Source organism: Sphingobacterium sp. KH_072, from assembly GCF_057837975.1.
The window spans coordinates 1,213,106-1,237,425 of the sequence record NZ_CM174457.1 but is presented as its reverse complement, the minus strand read 5'-3'; the positions used below and the strand labels follow the sequence as shown (position 1 = coordinate 1,237,425).

Annotated in this window: 22 protein-coding genes and 1 pseudogene; 11 read left to right on the top strand and 12 right to left on the bottom strand. The window is 41.7% G+C overall.

Annotation, left to right across the window (positions count from 1 at the left end):
- Positions 1-20 precede the first annotated feature (20 nt).
- Positions 21-743: pseudogene (locus AC3IRT_RS05810) on the bottom strand (DUF6850 family outer membrane beta-barrel protein); the annotation flags it as partial.
- Between AC3IRT_RS05810 and AC3IRT_RS05805 the strand changes: the two are divergent.
- Positions 684-863, top strand: a complete 180-nt coding sequence (locus AC3IRT_RS05805; protein ID WP_489395470.1) for a hypothetical protein — start codon at positions 684-686, stop codon at positions 861-863. The pseudogene AC3IRT_RS05810 and the gene AC3IRT_RS05805 overlap by 60 nt on opposite strands.
- A 134-nt stretch (positions 864-997) precedes the next feature.
- Positions 998-2,461 carry a hypothetical protein gene (locus AC3IRT_RS05800; RefSeq protein ID WP_489395469.1) on the top strand — a complete coding sequence of 488 codons (1,464 nt, stop codon included), beginning with the start codon at positions 998-1,000 and terminating at the stop codon, positions 2,459-2,461.
- On the opposite strand, the gene tnpC is transcribed toward AC3IRT_RS05800, so the two are convergent.
- From tnpC to tnpA, 3 genes are read right to left on the bottom strand one after another with little or no spacing between them, the layout of a single operon-like run.
- Positions 2,440-3,942 (bottom strand): IS66 family transposase, encoded by a 1,503-nt coding sequence (gene tnpC / locus AC3IRT_RS05795; protein WP_489393140.1) that lies wholly within the window; start codon positions 3,940-3,942, stop codon positions 2,440-2,442. The two genes, AC3IRT_RS05800 and tnpC, sit on opposite strands and share 22 nt — an antisense overlap.
- A 49-nt stretch (positions 3,943-3,991) precedes the next feature.
- A complete protein-coding gene (gene tnpB, locus AC3IRT_RS05790; RefSeq protein ID WP_489395468.1) occupies positions 3,992-4,330 on the bottom strand; it encodes an IS66 family insertion sequence element accessory protein TnpB in 339 nt (112 codons plus the stop codon).
- A gap of 1 nt (position 4,331) precedes the next feature.
- Complete coding sequence (gene tnpA / locus AC3IRT_RS05785; RefSeq protein ID WP_489393001.1) at positions 4,332-4,613, bottom strand: IS66 family insertion sequence element accessory protein TnpA; 282 nt, start codon at positions 4,611-4,613, stop codon at positions 4,332-4,334.
- A gap of 79 nt (positions 4,614-4,692) precedes the next feature.
- Between tnpA and AC3IRT_RS05780 the strand changes: the two genes are divergently transcribed.
- Positions 4,693-4,884, top strand: coding sequence for a hypothetical protein (locus tag AC3IRT_RS05780; RefSeq protein WP_489395467.1), 192 nt, complete (start codon positions 4,693-4,695; stop codon positions 4,882-4,884).
- Positions 4,885-5,597: 713 nt separating this feature from the next.
- On the opposite strand, the gene AC3IRT_RS05775 is transcribed toward AC3IRT_RS05780, so the two are convergent.
- The 3 genes from AC3IRT_RS05775 to AC3IRT_RS05765 all read right to left on the bottom strand — a co-directional run bounded on the left by AC3IRT_RS05775 (position 5,598) and on the right by AC3IRT_RS05765 (position 7,342).
- Positions 5,598-6,110, bottom strand: coding sequence for a hypothetical protein (locus AC3IRT_RS05775; protein ID WP_489395466.1), 513 nt, complete (start codon positions 6,108-6,110; stop codon positions 5,598-5,600).
- A gap of 105 nt (positions 6,111-6,215) precedes the next feature.
- Entirely contained in the window at positions 6,216-7,067 is an 852-nt protein-coding gene (locus tag AC3IRT_RS05770) for an IS3 family transposase (protein ID WP_489393126.1), read from the bottom strand.
- Positions 7,064-7,342 (bottom strand): transposase, encoded by a 279-nt coding sequence (locus AC3IRT_RS05765; protein WP_489393147.1) that lies wholly within the window; start codon positions 7,340-7,342, stop codon positions 7,064-7,066. The genes AC3IRT_RS05770 and AC3IRT_RS05765 overlap by 4 nt, the downstream gene beginning before the upstream one ends.
- A gap of 362 nt (positions 7,343-7,704) precedes the next feature.
- Between AC3IRT_RS05765 and AC3IRT_RS05760 the strand changes: the two genes are divergently transcribed.
- The gene (locus tag AC3IRT_RS05760) at positions 7,705-10,917 is read left to right on the top strand and encodes a S41 family peptidase (RefSeq protein WP_489395465.1); all 3,213 of its coding nucleotides are present in this window, start codon (positions 7,705-7,707) and stop codon (positions 10,915-10,917) included.
- A 91-nt stretch (positions 10,918-11,008) separates the two neighbouring features.
- Here AC3IRT_RS05760 and AC3IRT_RS05755 read toward each other — a convergent pair whose 3' ends face one another.
- On the bottom strand, positions 11,009-12,052 hold the full coding sequence (locus AC3IRT_RS05755; protein WP_489395464.1) for a 2Fe-2S iron-sulfur cluster-binding protein: 1,044 nt from the start codon (positions 12,050-12,052) through the stop codon (positions 11,009-11,011).
- 149 nt (positions 12,053-12,201) lie between these two features.
- On the opposite strand from AC3IRT_RS05755, the gene murI reads away from it, so the two are divergent.
- Positions 12,202-13,026, top strand: coding sequence for a glutamate racemase (gene murI, locus AC3IRT_RS05750; protein WP_489396107.1), 825 nt, complete (start codon positions 12,202-12,204; stop codon positions 13,024-13,026).
- Here the strand turns inward: murI and AC3IRT_RS05745 are convergent.
- From AC3IRT_RS05745 to AC3IRT_RS05735, 3 genes are read right to left on the bottom strand one after another with little or no spacing between them, the layout of a single operon-like run.
- Positions 13,023-13,445 carry a Dabb family protein gene (locus AC3IRT_RS05745; RefSeq protein WP_489395463.1) on the bottom strand — a complete coding sequence of 141 codons (423 nt, stop codon included), beginning with the start codon at positions 13,443-13,445 and terminating at the stop codon, positions 13,023-13,025. The two genes, murI and AC3IRT_RS05745, sit on opposite strands and share 4 nt — an antisense overlap.
- A gap of 28 nt (positions 13,446-13,473) precedes the next feature.
- On the bottom strand, positions 13,474-13,893 hold the full coding sequence (locus tag AC3IRT_RS05740; RefSeq protein ID WP_489395462.1) for a SufE family protein: 420 nt from the start codon (positions 13,891-13,893) through the stop codon (positions 13,474-13,476).
- A 9-nt stretch (positions 13,894-13,902) separates the two neighbouring features.
- Complete coding sequence (locus tag AC3IRT_RS05735) at positions 13,903-15,150, bottom strand: aminotransferase class V-fold PLP-dependent enzyme (protein ID WP_489395461.1); 1,248 nt, start codon at positions 15,148-15,150, stop codon at positions 13,903-13,905.
- A gap of 338 nt (positions 15,151-15,488) precedes the next feature.
- Here AC3IRT_RS05735 and AC3IRT_RS05730 point away from each other — a divergent pair, with 338 nt between their 5' ends.
- Together AC3IRT_RS05730 and AC3IRT_RS05725 are read left to right on the top strand one after the other, a co-directional pair.
- On the top strand, positions 15,489-16,808 hold the full coding sequence (locus tag AC3IRT_RS05730) for an NAD(P)/FAD-dependent oxidoreductase (protein ID WP_489395460.1): 1,320 nt from the start codon (positions 15,489-15,491) through the stop codon (positions 16,806-16,808).
- A gap of 154 nt (positions 16,809-16,962) precedes the next feature.
- On the top strand, positions 16,963-18,648 hold the full coding sequence (locus AC3IRT_RS05725; RefSeq protein WP_489395459.1) for a helix-hairpin-helix domain-containing protein: 1,686 nt from the start codon (positions 16,963-16,965) through the stop codon (positions 18,646-18,648).
- 40 nt (positions 18,649-18,688) lie between these two features.
- On the opposite strand, the gene AC3IRT_RS05720 is transcribed toward AC3IRT_RS05725, so the two are convergent.
- Positions 18,689-19,834 carry a pepsin/retropepsin-like aspartic protease family protein gene (locus AC3IRT_RS05720; RefSeq protein WP_489395458.1) on the bottom strand — a complete coding sequence of 382 codons (1,146 nt, stop codon included), beginning with the start codon at positions 19,832-19,834 and terminating at the stop codon, positions 18,689-18,691.
- Between the two features lie 123 nt (positions 19,835-19,957).
- Here AC3IRT_RS05720 and AC3IRT_RS05715 point away from each other — a divergent pair, with 123 nt between their 5' ends.
- The 4 genes from AC3IRT_RS05715 (at position 19,958) to AC3IRT_RS05700 (ending at position 24,299) form a co-directional block, all read left to right on the top strand.
- Positions 19,958-21,619, top strand: a complete 1,662-nt coding sequence (locus AC3IRT_RS05715) for a M1 family metallopeptidase (RefSeq protein ID WP_489395457.1) — start codon at positions 19,958-19,960, stop codon at positions 21,617-21,619.
- Between the two features lie 150 nt (positions 21,620-21,769).
- Positions 21,770-22,792 carry a rod shape-determining protein gene (locus AC3IRT_RS05710; RefSeq protein WP_066750435.1) on the top strand — a complete coding sequence of 341 codons (1,023 nt, stop codon included), beginning with the start codon at positions 21,770-21,772 and terminating at the stop codon, positions 22,790-22,792.
- Between the two features lie 156 nt (positions 22,793-22,948).
- Positions 22,949-23,782: a rod shape-determining protein MreC gene (mreC, locus tag AC3IRT_RS05705; protein WP_489395456.1), complete on the top strand. Its 834-nt coding sequence runs from the start codon at positions 22,949-22,951 to the stop codon at positions 23,780-23,782.
- Positions 23,775-24,299: a rod shape-determining protein MreD gene (locus tag AC3IRT_RS05700; RefSeq protein ID WP_489395455.1), complete on the top strand. Its 525-nt coding sequence runs from the start codon at positions 23,775-23,777 to the stop codon at positions 24,297-24,299. The genes mreC and AC3IRT_RS05700 overlap by 8 nt, the downstream gene beginning before the upstream one ends.
- Positions 24,300-24,320 lie beyond the last annotated feature (21 nt).

The window sequence follows — 24,320 nt, the reverse complement described above, 5'->3', positions numbered from 1 at the left end:
CGAGAAAGCGGAAAACCTTTTTATTTTCCCGTCATGCGTACCTCATTGATATACATACGTACACCGATCTGCGCTTGCCAACGGCTTCCTTGTGGCACAAATGTCGGGTCTAAATCCGAACGCAAAGTAGGATCTGTTGCTTTACGATAGTCTACCCCCGCAAAAAATCCTAAATCATTATTACCAAAAAACCGACCGATATACTCTCCTTTAAATTGCGCTCCCCAGTAACGTGCTTGGTAATAGTAATAATCTGTAAACACGACATTTTTGACGAAGTCGGATTTTGCAATCGGATTGTAGTTTAATGTCGTCGATGTAGGTAAACTCAAATAAGGTTGAGCTGACAATCGGAAGCGATTGCCCGAGGGAAGCCTGCTATACAGACTTGCCCATAATCCCACTTCCATATTTCCCGCATCTAGCAAGACTGATTGTACCAAGTCCTGACGGCGAATCGTATGATGACTTAAATCCAAACCTATTTCTTTGACGGTAGCTTTATCCCTCCCCCAAAGCAGGCGATAACTTCCTAATAAATCCGACGTATTCACTTTATAATTAACAATATCCAAGCTTCCCGTCGTTCTGGTATTCCCATCTGATCCTACTTGATATCCTCCATTTAAGGTGAGCATGTGTTGTTTGCTTTTTTGCGATGGACTATACAACGCAATTTGTCCATGAACGCTGTGCAAATCGAATATACCCAGCGGCCCACTATAATTGACGGAAGATTTATCATTGACTTGATTGGTGTTGTGATACCATTGGTATTCTCCTGCGGCTTGTACACGCCATCCATTTTATTTCACCATCATTATTCATTAAAAGACTTATTCAACAAAGTCAACTACTCCTAAGATAAAAGAACTAGGCATATTAAAATTTATGGCGGCTATTCAGATAGTTTAAATAAACGAGAAAACTAATAACCTTCTATTTAAATTTAATCTAAATAAACTATATATTTGTATCATAAAAAAATCTCTACAAAATGAAAAAAAATATCATTAAGTACATTTCAATTATGGCGTGTGCGATAATTTTCAACACATCATGTAATAAAGAAGAATTACTGACCGAATCAAAGACAGGTAACGAAGAAATCGTTCTACGAGAAAGAAGTGGAAAATACCAAGTTATTTTGAGTAAAAATCTAAATGAAAATCAATCATTAGTTGTCGACAAAAAGTCTGCAAACATTCTAAGCGACCTACCTACAAACAGTTTACTAATGGCAAGGTATCTTGGTAGAGGATATATATTTAAAGAGATTCCTATTGCCAATCCTATGAATATTAAGTTCCCCATCGTTGACGTAGCGAAGTTGTACTCTGAAGATCAAGAAGTTATCTACAACCCGAGTACCAGATATGTAAACCACGATTTTTTCTCATTCTCCAATCACAGCCAGTATCTGGAAAAATCAGAGGCTAATGAAACTATAAAGGCAGGATTTAAATTGAATTTTAAGATCTTCTCAATAGGATCACAAAATACTTTCAATAAGGTATTTACGAATAGTTTAACTAACGAAAGCAACAGTGTTTATGGCCAACTAAGTATAAATGTTAATGCTGGAAACTACGAGTTGAATGCGGAAAATTCGCACCTTAGAAAGAAAATCGGAGAAAGATTTCTTTACCAACCATTTGTAGATGAAATATATAATGTGCCAATTAAAAATCTAATTAACAATCAGGGAGGACTTGTCGTAACGAATTTCACACATGGGGGCAACGCAATAGCACTATCTTATGGCACTTCTAATAGCACTGAATCAAAAGAAACTAGAGAACGAAAAATGGATATAAATCTTGATGCGAGCTTTGGAAAAGAGGATGATACATCTACAGTCAATTTCGGTTCTAATAACAGAAAATATCAAGAAATGGAATCGAAATACAAATTTGTAACTAATAAAACCTCTATTATTACAAATGGTGGAAGTTATAGCTCAGGAACTTTTACAACTGCAACAGAACTAGCAAACACATCTATTGATCTAAGCAACTGGATTTCAGGGTTCGAAGACATCAATAAGCACATTATAACAAAAATCAACAATGGGGGACTAACACCTGTATCGGACTTCATTTTGGAAGAAAATTTCCAAAATAGAATAAATAAAATTTTGACTAATGAATACGATTATCTCATCAACCCGACGACGCTAATAGAGCCCTACATTAAGATAAACATAGATAACAAAGGTACATACTCGAGTCTTTCATGCTTTCTGGTTACAAGACATTCAGATGTTATCAAGATCTCTGATCTCGGCATAGACATACCTAATTCCGAAAACCCTATGCAACATGCAATATCAATGGTAAATGACAAAAAGAATTTTTACGATCTGAAATATGTGTTAACTATGAATAGTTCTATAAGTGATGTTGATCTTGTTCAAGATGGTGTATCTATGTATCCGCCCTACGAACTACAAGTTAGCTGATTTTTGAAGTTCTGAGGATAAAGAAGCTTTAAGTTTTTATGGTTTATGGACATGATATTTTCCAGCGTATGTTTTAACCACTGAAATGGATTGACCTGATGTTTTTTGCAGATAGCAAAGAACGAGTAGATCATTGCCGCACGCTGTGCTGCTTCATGGCTTCCTGCGAAGAGGTAATTTTTTCGTCCCAGTGCAACCGGGCGAATAGCGTTCTCGACAAGATTATTATCTATATGCAGATTTCCATCATACAAGTATGCTGATAGCGCATCCCATCTGGCGTATGCATAGGCCATTGCTTTACCAATCTGACTTTTAGGAAGTGTATTTTTTATCTCTTCAAAGATCCATTTTCCCAGTTCGTTGATAACAGGCAGTGATTCGGCCAGACGGATTTCTTTGATCTGTTTGGCATCAAGCTCACCTTCTTTGACCCGACTTTCAACAGCGTAAAGTTTTTGGATCATCAATAATGCCTTTTCAGCTCTTTGCTTGTCATTATCCAGTGCTTTCTCAAACTCACGGCGCGCATGTGCCCAGCAAGCAAGGTGTGTCACCTGTTTCTTTTTACCGTATTTTTCATACACTGCATAGCCGTCCGTCTGGAGATAACCTTTGAAGTTTCCAAGCATCGGTACAGCAGCAATACCACCGCGGGTAGGGCTATAATCAAATAATACGGTTCCCTCCAATGGAGCATGGTATGCCCAATAATAACCTTGGTGGGTAGCGCCTTTTTTATCGCTGTCCAGTACTTTTATTGGGGTCTCATCTACCTGCAGATACCCTTGAGCTTTGGTATCGAAGACGAGTTGTTCATACAGTGGTTCCAGTTTTTCTAGCGCTTGTCTGGTCCATCCTTCGATGGTTGAGCAGGCTATCTGTATGTTTTCCCTGGCAAAGATCTGCTTCTGTCGATATAGAGGAAGGTGATCCATATATTTAGCGGTCAGGATCATCGACAGCAGGCCTGGCCCCGGTATTCCTTTATCGATTACCCGTTCAGGAAGTTCGGCGATGGATACAGCAGATCCATCTCTGGCGGCATACTTATAACGGATGTAACGTTTGATGTAGAACTTAGCAGGCTCGCATTCCAATTCTTCAGTAATTTCTTTTCCGATACAGACCATTTGGGACAGATCACCTTCGGGATGGATTTCAATCTCTTCCACAGCAAGGTGTGCAGGCAATTTAGCACGTCCTTTATGGTTAGGACGTTTACGGACATACTCGATTTTTTCTTTGATTTCTTCCTGTTGCTGCTCTACTTCAGCAGGCTCCGCATTGAAAGGGAGCATAGTCTGGTCAGGATTGCCTTCAAAGCGCTCACGCTTCTGTCCGAACTGCATACGCTTTAGCATTTCAACCTGATATTTTAAGTGATCGCGTTCCTGAATGAGGTGCTCTATCTTTACATCACGACTGGAAATGACCTTGAGAAGGTCTTCTTTTGAGAGGTTTTCCAGCGCTGTTTCCATATGGTGAATATACGAAAAAAGCGACTTTTATCCTATATGAAAGCCACTTTTAAGGTAAATAAAAACGTCTTTTTTGAATACTCTTTACGACCTGTATGCCTTCAACCATCAGTACCAGATCACTCCAGGACAACTCGTTGTTTTTTGTGGACGGAGCAAGAAAAGTTCCACTTTCCAAACGTTTGTAATACAATACAAAGCCACCCTTTTCCCAATGCAATAACTTCATGTGCGTACGGCTACGGTTTAGGAAGACGAATACTTCACCACTGGTGGCTTGCCGTTGAATCACCGAACTGATCAATCCACAAAGTCCGTCAAAACTCTTGCGCATATCGCAATGGCCATCGTAGAGATAGAACCGATGCGAGGAACCCAATGAAAACATATCAATAAAGGCGGATCAACTGGGAAAGTAAACCAAGATCGGTATCTACCTTGATCCGCACCCCATTGGGATAGACAACCTCAATAGTACTGTTTTTGACGGCCTTATCGATCGATATAAAACGCCCGCTGGACGTATCGTCTTCTTTAATGCGCGAAAACCAGTAATAAAACGTAGCCTCATTGATCCCTTTTTCCTCGCAGTATCGTTTCTTGCTCCTGCCGCTCTGCTGCCAGTCTGCTATCATAGCAAACATCTGAACTCTTTTCTCTTCTTTGCTCATAAACCAAAGGTCTGATTTATCAAGAACTTAGGAAATATGTACTTCGACGGGCGGATACGTATCTATAAGCGAATTGAATATGACAAAATACGTAAACCCTTACAACAACATGACTTACTTACTACATCGAGTTGGCAGTAATAGAGTAGCTTATGTAATTTATGATGATTTTATATTGGACACCTATGGCATGCGTAGCTGGTATAATAATCTTCCAACATCTCAAATAAGTTCTAATGAATTTTATCTATATCGTATCGTAGGTTTGTAATACTTTTACTTTTGAAAATTCAACTATTTGATAATCATTTTTTGATTTAATCAAATAAAAGCATAATACTCAAAAGCTGATAACCTGAGTAGAGGCTGTCTTAAAAGGCAGCTTCATTTTTGGTGCCCTCCCGGTTAATCAGGCTGCCATAAGTGGAATTTCAGGCTTATACAGATCATTGCACGACCAGAGGAGTACAAAAACCAAGTTTAAGAATTATTTACTAGCGCACTGGAGATAAGAAAGCGTAAGTCATGATCTTGTAATGTTGAGACGGTCTTTTGTAATAATAAAAAATAACCAAAGATTTCTATGATTTATACTTTGAGGTACAGTAAAAGTGTTTATAGACTGGGACTTATTGCCATTGCTAAAAATTAGGGAAAACAGTCAACAAACTAACCAGTGACAACCGCCTATCACCCGAGATTCATATACAAACGAAGAATATTTAAGAAGGCTATCTCGTGAAATTTGAGACAGCCTTTATTCGTACTTAGCATATGCAGGTCAATATGATAGTACTTCTTAAATTATCATCATACTAAACGTGAAATTGGCATCAGATTTACGACTAATGCACTATCATTTCCTTTAAGTTTTAACAACTTTTAAGCATTGAAAATTACAGACCTGAATTGTAAACGTTTATGCACATTAGTTTCACACAGCTCGATTTCAACAAACATTGAAAGAGCTTAATAAACCTACTCTTAGTAATGAACCAATGCTCCAGCTGGATCATTCTCAACGAAGCGTTCAACTTCTTCATAAATTGGCGATGCGGTACTTATCTCGAACACAAATTCTCCTAAGAACCAACCGTTTGGACTCATTTCAAAATAACGAGACTCTTCATAAACAATCGCAGTAAAATCATTTAATTTTATAGCTAAATCTTTTACTAAATATGGAAAATCCTTTTCACTATAACAATTTATGTTGGGATATTCTTCTGGAATCGCCCAGCAAATATCTTGATATGTATGAAACCTATACCTTTGGACGCTTCCCGATTGAATGTTCCAGTTCGTCTTTCTTATTATATTCACTTTTTTCTGTCTACCATTTATATTCATATTTTTAACTAAATGCACGTAATCACTGTCAGATTTAACGACATTACTTTCTCTAAATTTAGAATCTGATTTTATTTTATCTAGAATAAAACCAGCTTCCGAAATGCTTAAAGAACGATCAAATGTAGTAGCTTTCTCAGAAGACAAATTTTGTAAATCATTCGATATTAACTCCTCAAAATTTGATCTTTGACAAGACGAAATATAGTACTCCCTTTTTGCTGGACAGCAATAGTTCAAACTTAAGTTTATTTACGACACTTTTTTATTATTTTGATAGAATACCTGATTTGGGGTAAAATGGTCCATAGACTGATGTCTTCTTTCCGTATTGTAAAATTCGACATACCTTTTCACACCTTGGAATAACTCCATGCCACCGTTAGGTGGGTTCAAATAAATGTATTCCTGCTTCAATGACCTCCAGAACCTTTCGATAAACACGTTGTCCAGCGCTCTTCCTTTTCCATCCATAGATATACTCACACGATTATCCTTGAGGACTTTGGTAAAGATCGGACTGGTAAATTGTGAACCCTGATCGGTATTGAATACTTCAGGAGTGCCGTGCTCTGCTATTGTTTCCAACAGCACATCCCTGCACCATTCCACCGTCATGGTATTAGAGATACTCCATCCCACAATCTTTCGACTATACACATCTATAATGGCGAACATATACATGAAGCCTCTAAACATAGGAATATAAGTGATGTCGGCCTGCCAAACTTGGCTTGGCCGCTCTATCTTTAAGCCTTTGAGTAAGTACGGGTATTTGTAATGTGTTGCATTTGCTTTACTTAGGTTCTTCTTTGGGTAAATGGTCCGAAGGCTCATTAGCCGATATAAACGCCGTACGCGCTTGGCATTTATACGATACCCTAGATCTTTGTTGAGATACGCAGTCATCCGTTCCACACCGTAAAATGGACAGTCCAGAAACTTGCGGTCAATTAGCTTCATGATGGACTGATTCAACAAGGATTCACCTTTAGGCTTGAAATAATAGAAGCTACGCTGAAGATTCAGCAGCTTACACTGCCCCACAATACTTAGCGGTTTATATCCTGGGGAAACAAGTCCGCGCCTTTCTATCATGCTCATTTCCCCAATACCTTTTTTAAGAAATCAACTTGGATCTGAAGTTCACCAATCTTGGAATAAAGTTCTTTCTCTTTAGACTCTTCTTTCTGTGTAGGTTTCTCTGAACCGAACACCGTGTCAGCTTTCTCCAGAAATTCCCGTTTCCAAGCGGTGATCTGTGTGGGATGAAGGCTGTATTTGGAAGCAAGTTCCTGCATGGTACTAACTTCTTTAAGGGCTTCTAAGACTACTTTGGTCTTGAAAACCGGACTGAATTTTCTACGCTCTTTTTTCATTTTCAACTGTTAAATTATCGAATTTAATCAGCTGTCCAATATTTGGGGAGTATTATAAAATCACTAGTAAGAGTAACACACTGTACAGACGAAGTTTTAAAAGGTTTTTTTTCATGTTTGAATATTTATTTTTATTTATACTAAATCCAAATATATATTAAAATATCGAGCATAATATGCTAAAATTCTTTTTTTATTGATAACGGTAAAAAAAAGAAGCCTCCACAACATACTACCATATGCGTCGCCCAGAAAAATTACCGCGGTAGCGAATTGCCTAGTCAATTCACATAATACTGTGACAATGTATTTCTGCAGGAAAATGTATTTTTGTGTCTAACACTTTATTAACTACTAAGTCTATGCACAAATACTTTTCTATGCGAAAGCTCTTGGTTGCAGCCTGCCTGTGGGTTCCTGTCGTGCTTTCTGCTCAAGAAGCCTTGTGGCTTCGTTATCCAACCATTTCGCCAGACGGTACATCTATTGTATTTGGTTATCAAGGTAACTTGTACAAGGTAGCTGCTAGCGGTGGCAATGCGACGCCACTAACTGTGGGAGAATCGCATAGCATGATGCCTATCTGGAGCCGCGATGGGCAATGGATTGCGTTTGCCAACAATCGCCATGGTAACTTTGATGTCTTTGTGATGCCGGCAAATGGAAGGCAAGCGACGCGTCTTACTTACAATAGCGCCGACGATTATCCGTATGATTTCACGGCAGATAATGGATCGGTTTATTTCGGTAGTGCGCGTCAAGCTCCGGCTGCCAGCGTACGCTTCCCAAGCATCCGTTTGTTTCAAAATGTATATCAAGTGCCTGTAAATGGTGGCCGTGCCAAGCTGATATCTGCCGCAGGTATGGATCACGCCAAGCTAAGCCCGAATGGCAAGCAATTGGTATTTCAGGACCGCAAAGGCTATGAGGATGCGTGGCGCAAGCACCACACCTCTTCGGTAACGCGTGATATCTGGATCTACGATATCGAAAAAAATAACTATTTGGCGCTGACCAATGAAGAGATTGAGCATCGCGAGCCCGTATTCGCTCAAGATGGCCAGTCGGTATTTTACCTTTCCGAGAAAGACGGTACGCTGAATGTTTATAAGAAGGGCGTACAGGGTACTGGCAATACACAGCTGACCCGTTTCACCAAAAATCCAGTACGCCACCTTAGCGCTTCGAGCAACAATACCTTAGCGTTTACACAAGACGGTTCTATTTACACGCTCACAGAAGGTGGCACGCCAACTAAATTGAGTATCCGTATCAATACCGATTCTGGACTACCCGATGTAAAAAACTTGCCATTGAGCGGCGAAACAAGAGAATTCAAGCTCAGTCCAGATGGTAAGCAGATTGCCTACATCACCCGGGGCGAATTATTTGTCACTAGCGTAGAAGGTGATTTCACGAAACGGATCACCGAAACTGCCGGTCAGGAACGCATGCTCGACTGGGCACCAGACAGCAAAACGCTGATCTACGCGGCCGAACGGGATAGCACCGGCTGGGGCATCTATAAAACCGAGATTGGCAAAGCAGGAGAATCGTATTTCTTTAACGCCAGCTTGCTCAAAGAATCTCCTGTTCTGGTCAACAGCCACAATAACTTTGCGCCAAAATATTCGCCGGACGGCAAATCCATCGCCTTCATCGAAGACCGTAATATCCTGAAAGTAATGCCCGTAAGTGGTGGCAAAGCCATTACCATCCTTCCCGAAGGTCGCAATCACTCCTATGCAGATGGCGATTGGGGATTTGAGTGGAGCCCAGATAGCCGTTGGTTATTTGTGGATGATCAGCGTGGTTTCTTTTTGAGCGGCAACACCGCATTGGTGAAAGCCGATGGCAGTGGTGAACTTCGTCATCCTATACAAAGTGGTTTTGGTGATGGCGGAGCCAAATGGTCGCAAGACGGCAAAATCATGACTTGGGAAAGCAGCCGTTACGGCCGCAAATCGCTAGCCTATCAAGGAAGTAGAGAAGTGGACGTATTTGCCGCATTTTTCGATCAGGAAGCCTACGATCGCTTTCAGTTGAATAAGGATGAATTCAAATTGCTAGAAGAAAGAGAAAAACAAGATTCTACTAAGAAGAAAACTCCGGCTCCAGAATTCGTTCCAAATATCGAAAACCTGCGCGACAGAACAATACGCCTCACGATCAACAGTTCGTCCATCAGTGATTATGTGTTGAACAAAGATCTTAGCAAGCTATTCTACTTAGCAGCATTTGAAAAAGGTTATGATCTTTGGGTAACCGAACCGCGTACGCGCGAGACTAAAATCTTGGCTAAGCTGGGCGGATCACCAAGTGGATTGGAGATTAGCAAAGACGGCAAAAGCCTATTTATGACCAATCGCGGTAGCTTGGTAAAAGTAGATGCCGAAAGCGGAAAAGTAACTCCGATCAGCAGCAAGAGCGAAATCAGTCTGGATGCTGCGGCCGAGCGGGAATACATGTTTCACCACGCCTGGCTACAAGTAGAGAAGAAATTTTACGATCCAAAGCTGCATGGCATCGATTGGAAAGGCTACAAGCATACCTATGCGCGCTTCTTGCCTCACATCAACAACAACCACGATTTTCAGGAGTTGTTGAGCGAGTTGTTAGGTGAACTGAATGCTTCGCATACAGGTGGGCGCTACTCTCCGCGACCGTCTAATCCGGATATTACGCCGAGCTTAGGTTTATTATACGATGAGTTGTATATCGGCGATGGATTACGCGTTACCGAAGTGCTTCCAGGTGGCCCGTTGGATAAAGCGAATAGCAAAATTGACAAAGGTAGTACGATCACCGAGATCGATGGCAAACCGCTGAAAGCAAACGAAGATTGGGCGAAATTATTCAACCGCAAGGCGGAACAATACGTGCATATCAGCGGCAAAACAGCTAACGGCACTCCTTTTTCTGAAAATATCAAACCTATCTCGCAAGGTGAAGAAAATGGATTGATGTACAAGCGCTGGATCAAGAGTCGCCAAGCGTATGTAGACAAAATCAGTAACGGCCAGATTGGTTACGTGCATATCGAAGGTATGAACGATGGCAGCTTCCGCGAATTGTACGAGCGCGCCATGGGCGAAAACGTGGAGAAAAAGGCATTGGTAGTCGACACGCGCTTCAACGGTGGCGGTTGGTTACATGATGATCTCAACACGTTTTTAAGTGGTAAGCAGTACCTGCAATTTGCTCCGCAAGGCAACATCGTAAAAGGTGGCGAACCGGCTTCTCGCTGGACAAAACCTTCTATCGTGGTGATGAGCGAAGGCAATTATAGTGATGCGCACATTTTCCCGTACATCTACAAACAAAATGGATTGGGCAAACTAGTCGGTATGCCAGTACCGGGAACTGGAACAGCCGTTTGGTGGGAATCGCAAATCGACCCAACCATTGTATTCGGTATCCCAATGATCGGAACAATTGGCAAAGAAGGCCGCACGACAGAGAACATGCAAGTAGAACCGGATATCCGTGTACCGCTTCCTTATGAAGCTTTCTTGAATGGCGAAGATCCGCAGCTGAAAACCGCTGTTGAAGAAATGCTGAAAGAAGTGAAATAATTCACTCCCATTTCTATTAAAACTACCAAAGCCTCGATGAAAGTCGGGGCTTTGTTGTTTACTCTTTTTTAGCTTGGTGATTTCTTAATGTTTACAACACCTCCACCACTACGCCATCTTCCACAGGATGCGAAGTACAGATCAAGCAGCGGCCATTATCTACTTCCCGATCTGTCAATACTTCATTGTAGGTCATGCGAACAGAGCCAGCATGCACTTGCGATATGCAGGTACTGCACATTCCTGATTTGCAGGAATACGGCAACTTGATCTTCTGTTCAAGACCTACATCCAAGATGGTTTTATTGTATGGAATAGCGAGATCATAGCTTTGGCCTTGAAACTTCAATACCACCTGATACGTATTAGTATCTTCTACTTCCTCTTCGCGCTCATCGTCGTCTGCTTCTTCTTCTGGGAAGAAAAACGTTTCTCGATGAATGGTCTCATCCGGAAATCCCATCCCCAATAAGGTAAAACGACAGAGATCCATGTAAAACACCGGACCACATAGGTAAATAGCCGTTTCCTTTGCAGGATTGTGGAATTGTTGAATCAAGCCAATAACATACTCCCGATTCAAACGAGCCGTCAATAAGTTTTTAGAGTTCGAAAAGATCCATTCTACGTGCAGACGATCTGGGTATTTGGCTTGCCATTCGCGGAGTTCATTCCAAAAGAGAGTTCTTTCAGATGAGCCATTACTATATACCAAAACCACTTTCGTATATGGCTCAGCCACTAAAGCTGTTTTTAAAATAGAAAACAACGGTGTAACGCCCACTCCGGCCGCAAATAAAAAAAGCGTTTTGTGCACATCTGCTTGCGGTTTGTAGGCCAACAAGCCTTGTGCGGCCATTACCTCAATCGTATCTCCTACCGAAGTGCGATGGTGCAATAATCGAGAAATTTCGCCATTATCTACTCGCTTCACCGTAATGGCAATCGGTTCATCCACTACCGGTGAACTACTGAAAGAATACGATCTCCGAACTTGTCGGCCATTGAAATCAAATGCCAGCGTTAGAAACTGTCCTGCCAAGTAAGGCGGAAAATCCTTATCGACATCATCAAAAGCTATGGTGATATTATCATTGGGCTGGCGGATGATCTCTGCGATTTGAAATTTATGCATGTATGACGACGATTCGTTATGGAAAACTGGTTCAAATTTAGGTTATAATTATCAAAATACCTGACAGCTGAGTTTCGAGAGAATGCCTGTACTGAAATTACAACAGACGAACTAGCGGATTTCGAGAATAATGTGTAACTATGCAGAAGATGAATCAAGGACCTATCGGAATTTTTGACTCTGGATTTGGCGGATTAACCGTCTTTAAATCCATTTGCGAGCGCTTGCCACAATATAGTTACACCTACTTGGGCGACAATGCGCGCGTACCCTATGGCAACCGATCTTTTGAAACGGTGTACCAATACACGAAAGAATGTGTATTCAAGCTCTTTGAAATGGGTTGTCCAATCGTGATTGTGGCCTGCAACACGGCATCCGCAAAAGCATTGCGGAGCATCCAACAAAATGATCTTCCGCCTGGCAAAAAAGTGCTCGGCGTGATTCGTCCGACCACAGAAATCATTAACCAATATACCAAAACCGGTCATGTCGGTATTTTGGCTACCCAAGGCACGGTGCGCTCGGAATCGTACAAAATAGAGATTCACCGCTTTCATCCAGAGATTGTGGTACATCAACATGCTTGTCCGGTGTGGGTACCGCTCGTCGAAAACAATGATTTAGATAGCGAAGGGACGCATTACTTCGTAAAGGAAGATGTGGAAGCTTTACTCAGTCAGTCGCCCGAAATCGACACCATTTTATTGGCCTGTACGCATTATCCTTTATTGCTCCCGACTATTCAAGCACACACACCAAAACACATCAGATTAGTCCCGCAAGGCGAACTAGTCGCGGATAGTTTGGCCGATTATCTGAGGAGACACCCAGAAGTAGAAGAGCAGTGCCAACGTGGCAGCACATACACCTTTTATACCACAGATGATGCGGCGGACTTTGGAGAAAAGGCCAAATTATTTTTTGGACAGGAAGTGATCGCCTTTCACACGATCGTGGATGCCGTCGATTAAGCGATAGAATCGCGCACCTCGACTCTGGTCCAGTACTTCGAGAATTTTTCGGCAGCCGCTAAGTGATCAGGATGTTTTTCGTAGATATTGACTTCGTCCATAGAAGGGAATACGGCAATCCAGTGATAAGAAAAAGAATTATCAACCACTTCACGAGGCGTGGTTGGTGCTGGCGTAGCTACTCGGCAGGCTGTAAATCCGGGTACTTTCTTCAAGGCTTCAAAAAACTGTGGAAATTCCTCTTTTTCCTGATCCGTAAGATCGGTACGCAACCAGAAATAGACCGAATGTACGATCGTACCTTCACCCCATTCTACCGAACTTTCAGAAGATTGTGCTACTGGAGAACCGCAAGCGGCCAATACTGCACCAGTCAATACCGTTGCGCTTACGCCTTTTAAAAAAGATTTTCTTTCCATAATTGTAGATGCTTTCTCGAATGTACAATTATTTCATCTGTAATGCAATAGCATACAGCTTCATCTGCTTCACCATGGATAGTAAACCATTTGCCCTAGTTGGCGAAAGATGATCTTTCAATCCGATCTGATCGATAAAATATAAATCGGCATCAGCTATCTCTTTCGGGGTATGCCCCGAAAGCACTTTCACCATCAGACTGACCAAACCTTTGGTAATAATCGCATCGCTATCCGCGGCAAAATCTATCTTGCCCTGGTCGTTCATATCGGGGTGCAACCAAACTTTGGATTGGCAACCTTTGATGATGTAATCTTCGGTCTTATATTTTTCGTCGATGAGCGGAAGTTCTTTGCCCAACTGGATGATGTATTCATATTTTTCCATCCAATCTTCGTAGAAAGCGAAGTCTTCTATCAATTCATCTTGTTTTTCGTTGATCGTCATGTTGTATTCTTATCTTAACATATTTGCGGCGCGGGTTACACCTTTTACTAATGCATCCACGTCTTCTTTGCTATTATATAGGGCAAAGCTTGCGCGAACGGTACCCGGAATACCGTAATAATCCATGATAGGCTGCGCACAATGATGTCCGGTGCGCACGGCGATTCCCATCTTGTCTAATAGTACACCCACATCGTACGGATGCGTGCCGTCGATTAAGAAAGATACGACCGAGCTTTTCTCTTTGGCCGTGCCTATAAATCGCATACCTTCGATCTTAGCCAATTCCTGTGTAGCGTAATGTAACAACTCTTCTTCGTGCTTTTGAATGGCCTCTAGACCAACCTCATTGATATAATCAATAGCATAAGCCAAACAGATCCCAGCTTCGATATTTGGTGTACCGGCTTCGAACTTGAAAGGTAATTCGTTGTAGGTCGTCTTTTCGAGTGTCACTTCTTTGATCATATCGCCACCACCTTGATAAGGAGGCATCGCATTCAACAGATCTTCTTTACCGTACAGAACACCCACGCCCGTAGGGCCATACATTTTATGTCCGGAGAATACCAAAAAGTCCACATCCAAATCCTGTACATCAATCGCGATGTGCTGAATTGCCTGAGCGGCATCAACCAACACAACCGCGCCATAACGATGCGCTTCGGCAATCATTTCCTTTACCGGATTGATTGTTCCAAGCGCGTTAGAGACATAATTGAACGTCACCAGTTTGGTACGCTCGGTCAATAATCCGCGGTACGCATCCACATCCAATTCTCCATTCTCCAACATGGGAATCACCTTTAGCACGGCTTTCTTTTCTTCACAAAGCATCTGCCAAGGCACAATGTTGGAATGATGTTCCATCGCGGTAATGATAATCTCATCGCCCTCTTTCACAAAGGCTTTGCCAAAACTGTTAGACACCATATTGATGCTTTCTGTCGTGCCTTTAGTGATTATGATTTCGTAATCATGTGCCGCATGAATGAATTCCTGCACCTTGCGGCGCGTTACTTCAAAAGCATCCGTAGAAATCTGACTTAGATGATGCACACCACGATGCACATTACTATTCATGTTGGTGTAGTAATCGGTGATTGCTTGAATCACTTGCATCGGTTTTTGTGTTGTCGCGCCATTATCCAAATACACCAACGGTTTGTTGTGCACTTGCGTACTTAGGATAGGGAAATCTGCACGAATTTTATCTATATGAAATGGTTTCAATTGTTCCTCTCTTTTTAATCTCAAACAAAGTTACGATATCTCGTCACAAATCACTCGCTCAGTCGTCCCGTTTTACAGAAAGCATGACGATTCTATGAGATAACATACAGGTATTCGATGTCTAACCTCAAAAACGCTATCACAATGTACTCTTATGAAAATTACAAAGGCTTATTTAGTGTAGTAAATACACATTCCACAAAACTAATATAACTATCTAATTTGTAATATTTTAAATCAAACAAAATGCTTTAAAACATTGTATAACCTATAATAATTCATTTTTATTTATCGAAATGAGATAATTAGTCAGATATTTGCAGAAAAATCACAATTAAGATTTACATTTCATCGAAATCATTATGTTGCTAAATCGATCTGAGAGAAAATTCCCAAGAGTCATCGTTATCGGAGGTGGCTTCGGAGGTATAGAAGTAGCGCGTCGCTTAAAAGACAAAGAAGTTGAAGTTTTATTGATCGATCGCAACAATTTTCATACGTTCCAGCCGCTACTTTATCAAGTAGCTACGGGTACATTAGCGTCCGATTCTATTGCGTTCCCACTACGCAAAATGTTTAAATCTCAGTCCAATTTTCGCTTTCGTATGGCAGAAGTACTACGCATCGACAAAGATGCTAAAATAGTACATACCTCTGTCGGTGAGTTCGATTACGATTACTTGGTGATAGCAAGTGGTGCTACATCCAATTTCTTCGGAAATGCCAATGTAGAGAAGTATTCTTTAGGTATGAAAAGTATCCTAGAAGCGCAAAATATCCGGAGTTATGTATTGCAAAACTTGGAAGAAGCGGTATTGCGTAAGAACGCAGAAGATCGCGAGCGTCTACTCAATTTTGTGATCGTAGGTGGTGGTCCTACAGGCGTGGAACTTTCGGGAGCTATTGCAGAAATACAGTTGCACATGCTCAAGAAAGATTACCCAGAGCTATCCAAACATGAGATGAATGTATATCTGGTGGAAGGATTAGGCGAAGTACTGGCTGCACTTTCCGACAAATCTTCTCGCGATGCAAAACGCTACCTTGAAGAACTGGGAGTAAAAGTGATCTTAAATACGGTTGTAAAAGAATACGATGGCTTGACAGTCACCTTATCCAACGGCGATCAAATCCCAACTAAAACGGTGATTTGGGGTGCTGGTGTGAAAGGTCAATTCCCAGAAGGAATCAATCCTGATCTTGTACAACGCGGCAATAGAATCAAAACGAATGGCCAATGCCAGATCATCGATATGCCGGGCGTATACGCAATTGGTGACGTAGCGGCTACTGTAACCGAAAAAACTCCAAATGGACTTCCGGGTGTAGCGCCCGTTGCACAGCAACAAGGTAAATATGTGGCCGATCACATATTGAGTATTTTGAATAGTGAGAATAATACAGAAGATTTCAAGTATTTCGATAAAGGATCTATGGCGACCGTAGGACGCAATCGTGCGGTGGTTGATATGGGCAAAATACATTTGAAAGGATTCATCGCATGGTGTACTTGGATGTTTGTCCATTTATTATCTATCGCTGGATTCCGCAACCAATTGGTGACGTTCATCAACTGGAGTGTTAAATTTTTCACCAAGAATTCTGGTATTCGATTGATTATTCACAAATTCCACCGTCCGGATCCATTGATGAAAACCACAGAAGAAACGGAACAAGTGTAAACGCTACGGCTGTAGCAATACGACATAAATAATAATATAAAAGGGGGCAATTGCCCCCTTTTATCCTTTCTGGCAAGACGTGTCAATACACATCGCCGATTGCCCATATTTACCTATCTTTGTCTTTCAAATACTGAAAAAACACCCTATTTCCATGGATAATAAAAGCGTCGCAAAGGTTTTCAAACTATATTGTCAGTTGATGGAATTGCTGAATGAAAATCCATTCCGCACCAAAGCCATTACCAGTGCCGCTTTTAAGATTGACAAACTTCCTTTTGCAGCCGAAAAGGCCAGTATGGAAGAACTAAGCGAACAACCGGGAATAGGAAACAGCACGGCCGAAAAAATCAAGCTGATCATCCAATCGGGCACGCTGCCTGAATTGGACAAATTAAAGGAGCAAGTGCCCGAAGGAGTGTTAGAAATGCTTAGCATTAAAGGCTTAGGACCAAAGAAGATTCAGATCGTTTGGAAAAATTTAAACATCGAAAGCATTGGCGAACTGTATTACGCCTGCAATGAAAATCGACTGGTGGAAGCCAAAGGTTTTGGCTTAAAGACGCAGGAAGAAATTAAGAAAAACATTGAGTTCTCGATCGCCAACAAAGGTTGGGTATTGTATGCCCGAGCCACACATTTCGCAGAAGCGGTTTTGGACGCTTTAAAACAAAATTTCCCAGACAATCAGATCGTCTTTACGGGCGATTACCGCCGTAAAGCAGAAGTATTGCAACACATCGATTTATTGATCGATCTTCCGCAGCATGTATTGGTATCGACCTTAGAAAGCAAGGAATATGTTTTGCAGATCGATGCCGACCGAGAAGCTGTGCATTTCAAAGATGATAATAATATTGCGTATCGCATTTTCACCACCGCGACGGATTCTTTTGCCAAAAACTGGCTGTTGACCACCGGATCCAGTGAGCATATCGACTTACTAACAGCACGAAACAAAGACATTCCTAACTTGGCTACCGAAGTCGATATTTATGAAGCGCTAGGCCTGAAGTATATTGAACCCGAATTGCGCGAAGGATTCAATGAAATTGATTTGGCAGTGGAGAATACGTTGCCCGTACTCATTCGCAATGAAGATATCTTGGGCACACTACACAATCACTCTACCTATTCGGATGGTGTGCACAGCTTAGAACAAATGGCGACCTATTGTAAAGAGCAAATGGGTTTACAATATTTGGGTATATGCGATCACTCCAAAACTGCTGTCTACGCCAATGGCCTTTCGGTAGAGCGCATCGAACAGCAATGGCTAGAAATTGACCAACTCAATCAAAAATTAGCGCCGTTTAAAATATTCAAAGGCATTGAATCGGATATCCTGGGCGATGGTTCATTGGATTATCCGGAGGATATTTTAGCAAAATTTGATTTTGTCGTCGCTTCGGTGCACAGCAATTTGGGCATGACGGAAGAAAAAGCGACGGAACGCTTAATCAAAGCGATTGAAAACCCGTACACCACCATTTTAGGTCACCCGACGGGTCGATTATTACTTTCCAGAGCTGGATATCCCATCGACTACAAAAAAGTGATCGACGCGTGCGCAAGTAATAATGTTGTGATTGAGATCAATGCCAATCCGCTTCGTCTGGATTTAGACTGGCGCTGGCATCGCTACGCACTGCAAAAAGGTGTGCTATTATCCATAAACCCAGATGCGCATCGTATGGAAGGATTTCACGACATGCAATACGGCGTATTGGTCGGGCGCAAAGGCGGCCTATCGGCCGACAAATGCTTAAATGCGTTTAATCTAGAAGCCATCCAGGAGTTTTTTGATAAACGAAAAATGCAGAAAACGAAAAAAGCTTAGTTAATTATGTGTAAGCTATAGCCATGTTATGGGAACATGGCTATAGCTCCACCTCTACCAGTTTTCCATCCGACAAAATCTGCAATCGTTCTTTAGCGCGTGGAGAAATTTTCAACATGTCGCAAGGTGCTAAATTATTAATATCTACACCATCCACACTAATAATCTGATCACCAGGTTTCATCTTCGTTTTCAAATCTTCTCGGTAGATAAATCCTATCACCATTTTCTTATCCTTAACACTGGGCGTATAGGCTGGCAATTCTTTAGTAAAATCAACGACCTTTTCATTGCTTTCAAAATAAAAGTGTTTGTGTTTATAATCCAAGATCATATCACCATATTCCAGCAATCCCGTCCCTATCTTGCTACTACCGTTTGATGTTGCGATGTTCATGTTTTTTAGATCAACTGAACCAACACCAATATAATTCGCGGTTACGGCGTATTGATTACTGCTCGCCGATCCATAAATTCCCGTCGACCCAATGCCCTCCAAATCAATAACTTGACTAAAAACTCTTTTCTGAGCCTTCTTCTCATACTCTTTCTTACTTAACGTCAGCTGATGATTATATCCAATATCTACTAATACCGGCACATTTGTCTTTTTATCATCACCCAATGAAAGCGAGATATAGGGTAGTAGTTGTGAACCTACCAGCTTCATTTTTATTGGTATCGTGTTGGGATTTACCTTTGCCAAATCGTCCGTAACTATCAGCCTTTGCCCCTTCCAATCAATTTTCACAATCAAATCCCGAAACAGATTGCTCCCAATAAATCCAACGATATCATAGCAGCTGAACGGAAAGTTGTCTGAAAAATCGTGATCCAACGCGGCATAACCATAGAAACTCACACCGCCCAATGTGAGCGAATCAATAATTCCAAGTGCCATTTTACCTTTTTGATTTTGGCTATCGCTAATCTTTTGTGATTTAGGTTTGACATTGCTTGATAAAAATTCGCCTCGAATCATATTTGGAGCACCCGTATCAAAAAGAAAGCGATGGGTAGTGCCCTGTATTTCTGCCTGCACAATAATATGGCCATGAAAAACCTCAAAAGGCAATTCGATATAAATATCCTTATTAACTGTTCCTTTTTTAAATAATTGCGATTGGGCAAAAGAAGATAATCCGGACAATCCCCATATTAAGATGATGAAAAAGAATTTGTACATGGTTAACTGTTTTGGTTATCCTAATTTACCCAATTATTTACTGATAATCGCACAATCCACAAAGATTTGCCGATCCCTAGCGATTTTTTGTAGATTTACCTTACAACATATTTTTCATCAACCATGATTCAAAAGTTTGCCGCTATATTACTTTTCAGCATCGTGAGCGCACCATTTTGCGCATCAGCACAGCTGATGAAAGCCAAGCAATTATTTACTAAAGCCGATTCTTTACGCGGTGAGCTGACCCCGTACAGAACCTGCTACGATATCAAATATTACCACTTGGATGTGACGGTCGACATCGAAAACAAACACATCGCGGGAACTAATCTATTTCGTTTTGAGGCGGTGAATAATTTCGACACGTTGCAGTTCGACTTATTCGAGAATCTTTCGGTCGATAAAGTCGTGTACAAAGGTAAGGAGCTGGATTTTGACCGCGAATACAATGCTGTTTTCGTGGCTTTTCCAAGCACCATTCCGAAAGGAAAACTAGATTCTTTTGTCGTGCATTATTCTGGCAATCCTATTCAAGCGACACGCGCACCTTGGGATGGCGGATTTGACTGGAAGCAAGATAGCAATGGCAAACCTTGGGTAGCGACTGCGTGCCAAGGTTTGGGAGCGAGCGTGTGGTGGCCCAACAAAGATCATCAGTCGGACGAAGTAGACAGCATGCTCATCTCCGTAGCGGTGCCTCAAGGTGTGATGAATGTGTCAAATGGTCGATTGGTAAAAACCGAAAAACTAAAAAACACGTACACCAAATATCACTGGAAAGTGGTCAATCCAATCAACAACTACAATGTAGCGTTGAATATTGGTGATTATGTGCACTTAAATGAAAATTATAACGGCGAGAAAGGGCCGCTAACGGTAGATTATTATGTGTTGCGAGAAAATGCAGACAAAATGAGCCACTTACAAAAGAACGTGCGCGAAACCTTAGAATCTTTTGAGCACTGGTTTGGCCCCTACCCTTTTTATGAAGATGGCTACAAAATTGTGGAAACTGCGCATTTGGGCATGGAGCACCAAAGTGCGATCGCCTATGGCAACCGCTTTGGCAATGGCTATTTGGGTAGAGACAATTCGGGCACGGGTTGGGGATTAAAGTGGGATTTCATCGTGGTGCATGAATCTGGGCACGAATGGTTTGGTAACAATATCACTTCCAAAGATCTGGCAGACATGTGGATCCACGAAAGTTTCACCAATTATTCCGAAGCTTTATTTATCGATTACTTCCATGGCAAAGAAGCGAGTGGAGCATATGTGCATGGCAATCGTCGAGGCATTTCAAACAACGCACCTATTCAAGGCCCATACAACGTAAACAAGGAAGGCTCTGGCGATATGTATCCAAAAGGTGGCGTTATGCTTCACATGATGCGCACGATTATCAATGACGATGCGAAATGGCGAGAAATTTTGCGCGGACTAAATAGCTCGTTTTACCATAAAACAGTAGACTATAACGACATTGTGCAGTACGTCAACAAAACGTCGGGCATCGATTTTTCAAAAACTTTTGAGCAGTATGTCCAACATGCCGGCATACCGACTTTAGAGATCATCCGAATGCCTGAGGATCAGATCGCTTATCGTTGGATTGCCGAAGCACAGGGCTTCAGCATGCCCGTAGATATCCTAGTAGGTGAAGCGGACAGAATCCGCTTAAAACCGACAGATAAGTTTCAATTCATGGCGTTGCCAGGTATCAAGGATAAGCGTATTACAGCAGATATTTTTAACTATTACATCGGCACATCTATACAATAAACCAATCATTTACTCGTTGCCCTATAGCACTGATCAAACACGATCTTATATTCGAGAAAGTTCCTCATTTTTTATGAGTGAGTATAGCCGAAGAAAAGATTTTTTTCAGTAGGTTTGCATTTAAAATAAAACTTAGAAAATTCGCGTTAGATGGGTCTTTTTAATTGGTTTACGCAAGAAATTGCGATTGACTTGGGTACGGCGAATACCCTTATCATACATAACGACAAAGTAGTGGTGGACGAGCCTTCTATTGTCGCATTTGATCGCACCACAAACAAAGTTATTGCGATCGGTCGGCATGCTATGCAGATGGAGGGTAAAACGCACGACAACATAAAAACAGTACGCCCACTTCGGGATGGTGTTATCGCAGATTTTACGGCTGCAGAGCATCTAATCCGAGGTATGGTGAAGTTGGTGAACAACGGCAAGAGCTGGTTTTTCCCATCTCTGCGTATGGTGGTTTGTATTCCTTCTGGCATTACCGAAGTAGAGAAACGTGCGGTGCGTGACTCTGCGGAGATTGCGGGAGCAAAAGAAGTATATCTTATCCACGAGCCTATGGCTGCTGCTGTCGGTATTGGTATCGATGTAGAAGAGCCCGTTGGTAATATGATTATTGATATCGGTGGTGGTACCACAGAGATTGCTGTCATTGCCCTATCAGGAATCGTCTGCGATCAATCTATTCGCGTAGCGGGTGATAATTTCGACTCAGATATCGTACAATACATTCGTCGCCAGCACAACATCATGATTGGTGAGCGTACGGCCGAGAAAATTAAAATTGAAGTTGGTTCGGCATTGCCTGAGCTACAAGATGCTCCAGATGATTTCCCTGTACAAGGCCGTGATTTGATGACCGGAATTCCTAAGCAGATCACGGTTTCTTACACAGAGATCGCACACTGTCTGGACAAATCTATCTCTAAAATCGAAGAAGCAATTCTAAAAGCCTTGGAGATCACGCCGCCAGAATTATCTGCCGATATTTACCAAACAGGTATTTATTTGACAGGTGGTGGTGCCTTGTTGCGCGGTTTGGATAAACGCGTGCAAGCCAAAACAAAACTTCCAGTTCATATCGCGGAAGATCCACTTCGTGCTGTAGTACGTGGTACGGGTATCGCCTTGAAGAACATAGGAAGATTCAAATTTTTAATGCAGTAATTCATCTCCATTTTGGAGTAGGTAATAGACACGTTTGCGGATGATGATAGAAATGATTCCGTAAACGTGTCAAATAATTTTAGGGACAGGCTACACAGGGATATTTCAGGCAGCTAGCCATCCATAGGAGCAAAAGCAGGAAAATAAAACAACAGGATGAAAAACCTTTGGCTTTTCTTTATTCGTTATAATGCCTTTTTCTGGTTTTTGCTCTTTTTTACGGCGGCCGTGATCCTCGCCATCCGCAATAATTCCTTCCAACGCTCTTCTTTCGTCAGTTCCTCCAATGTGGTGGTAGGATCTTTTTATGATCGATTAAATTCTTGGAAAAGTTATCTAGACCTGAGCACCACAAACGAAGATCTGGCACGTGAGAATGCGCTACTAAGACAACGACTACAAAAGTACATCATACGCGATACGCTGGACTCCATTCCGCTGGCAGATTCCATCGACGAAAGTCGGTATGAGTTTATCGTGGCCGAAGTGGTCAATAATAGTATTCACCAAAAAAGTAATTACCTCACGCTGAGTAAAGGCACCAATGCGGGCATCGAAAAAGGCATGGGCGTCATCACATCCAACGGTGTGGTAGGCATTGTACTGCAAGTATCTACCAATTTTGCGACGGTTCGGTCGCTGCTTCACCCCGATTCTCGTGTTTCTGTTACTTTGGATAGCACAGAAGCTTTCGGTTCTTTGGTTTGGGGGAATAATATTGATCCCAAATTAGCCATGCTACGCGATATTCCAAATCATATCAAAGCCGAAAAAGGACAAGTAATTCGAACTTCAGGATTTTCTTTGTTCCCGAAGGGAATCAAAGTAGGCGAAGTGGATGAAACGGGTATAACGTCGGGAGAGAGCTTTTTGGATATTCGAGTAAGATTAAGTACTAATTTTCACAACCTACACCACGTATATGTCGTGAAAGATAACCTGGAAGAAGAAAAACAAATGTTAGAAGCAGAAAGGGAAGATAATGGCTAGAATCATTTTTCAAAATATCCTCCGCTTTATCGCCATGGTTATTATACAGGTCGTATTGTTTAAGAATATCGGCTACTATAATCTAGCGACCTTCTTCCCATACATTTTAATCATCTTTCTATTGCCGCTCGGCACATCAAATTTCCTTGTATATGTGCTGGCATTCGCCACTGGACTGGCCGTGGATGCATTTTACGATTCGCTGGGTATTCATGCCGCGGCCTGCGTGGTCTTAGCATGGTTTCGGATCGTCTTTGTACGTATTACATTAGAAATGGATGTGCGACAATCTTCCGACAGCCCATCTTGGGGCGAGTTGGGATCCAAATGGTATATCTCATACATCTTCTTTGGTACGCTAATACATCATCTTACGCTTTTTATCATTGAGGTATTCTCTTTCAAAAACTTCTTGATGACGTCATTGAGCATTTTACTAAGTAGTTTAAGTACTTTTGCAATCATTCTTTTGATCAGTCTGCTGTTTTACAAACGGAAGTCTCGATTGGGTATATAATTATAAACAGCCATCGCGTAT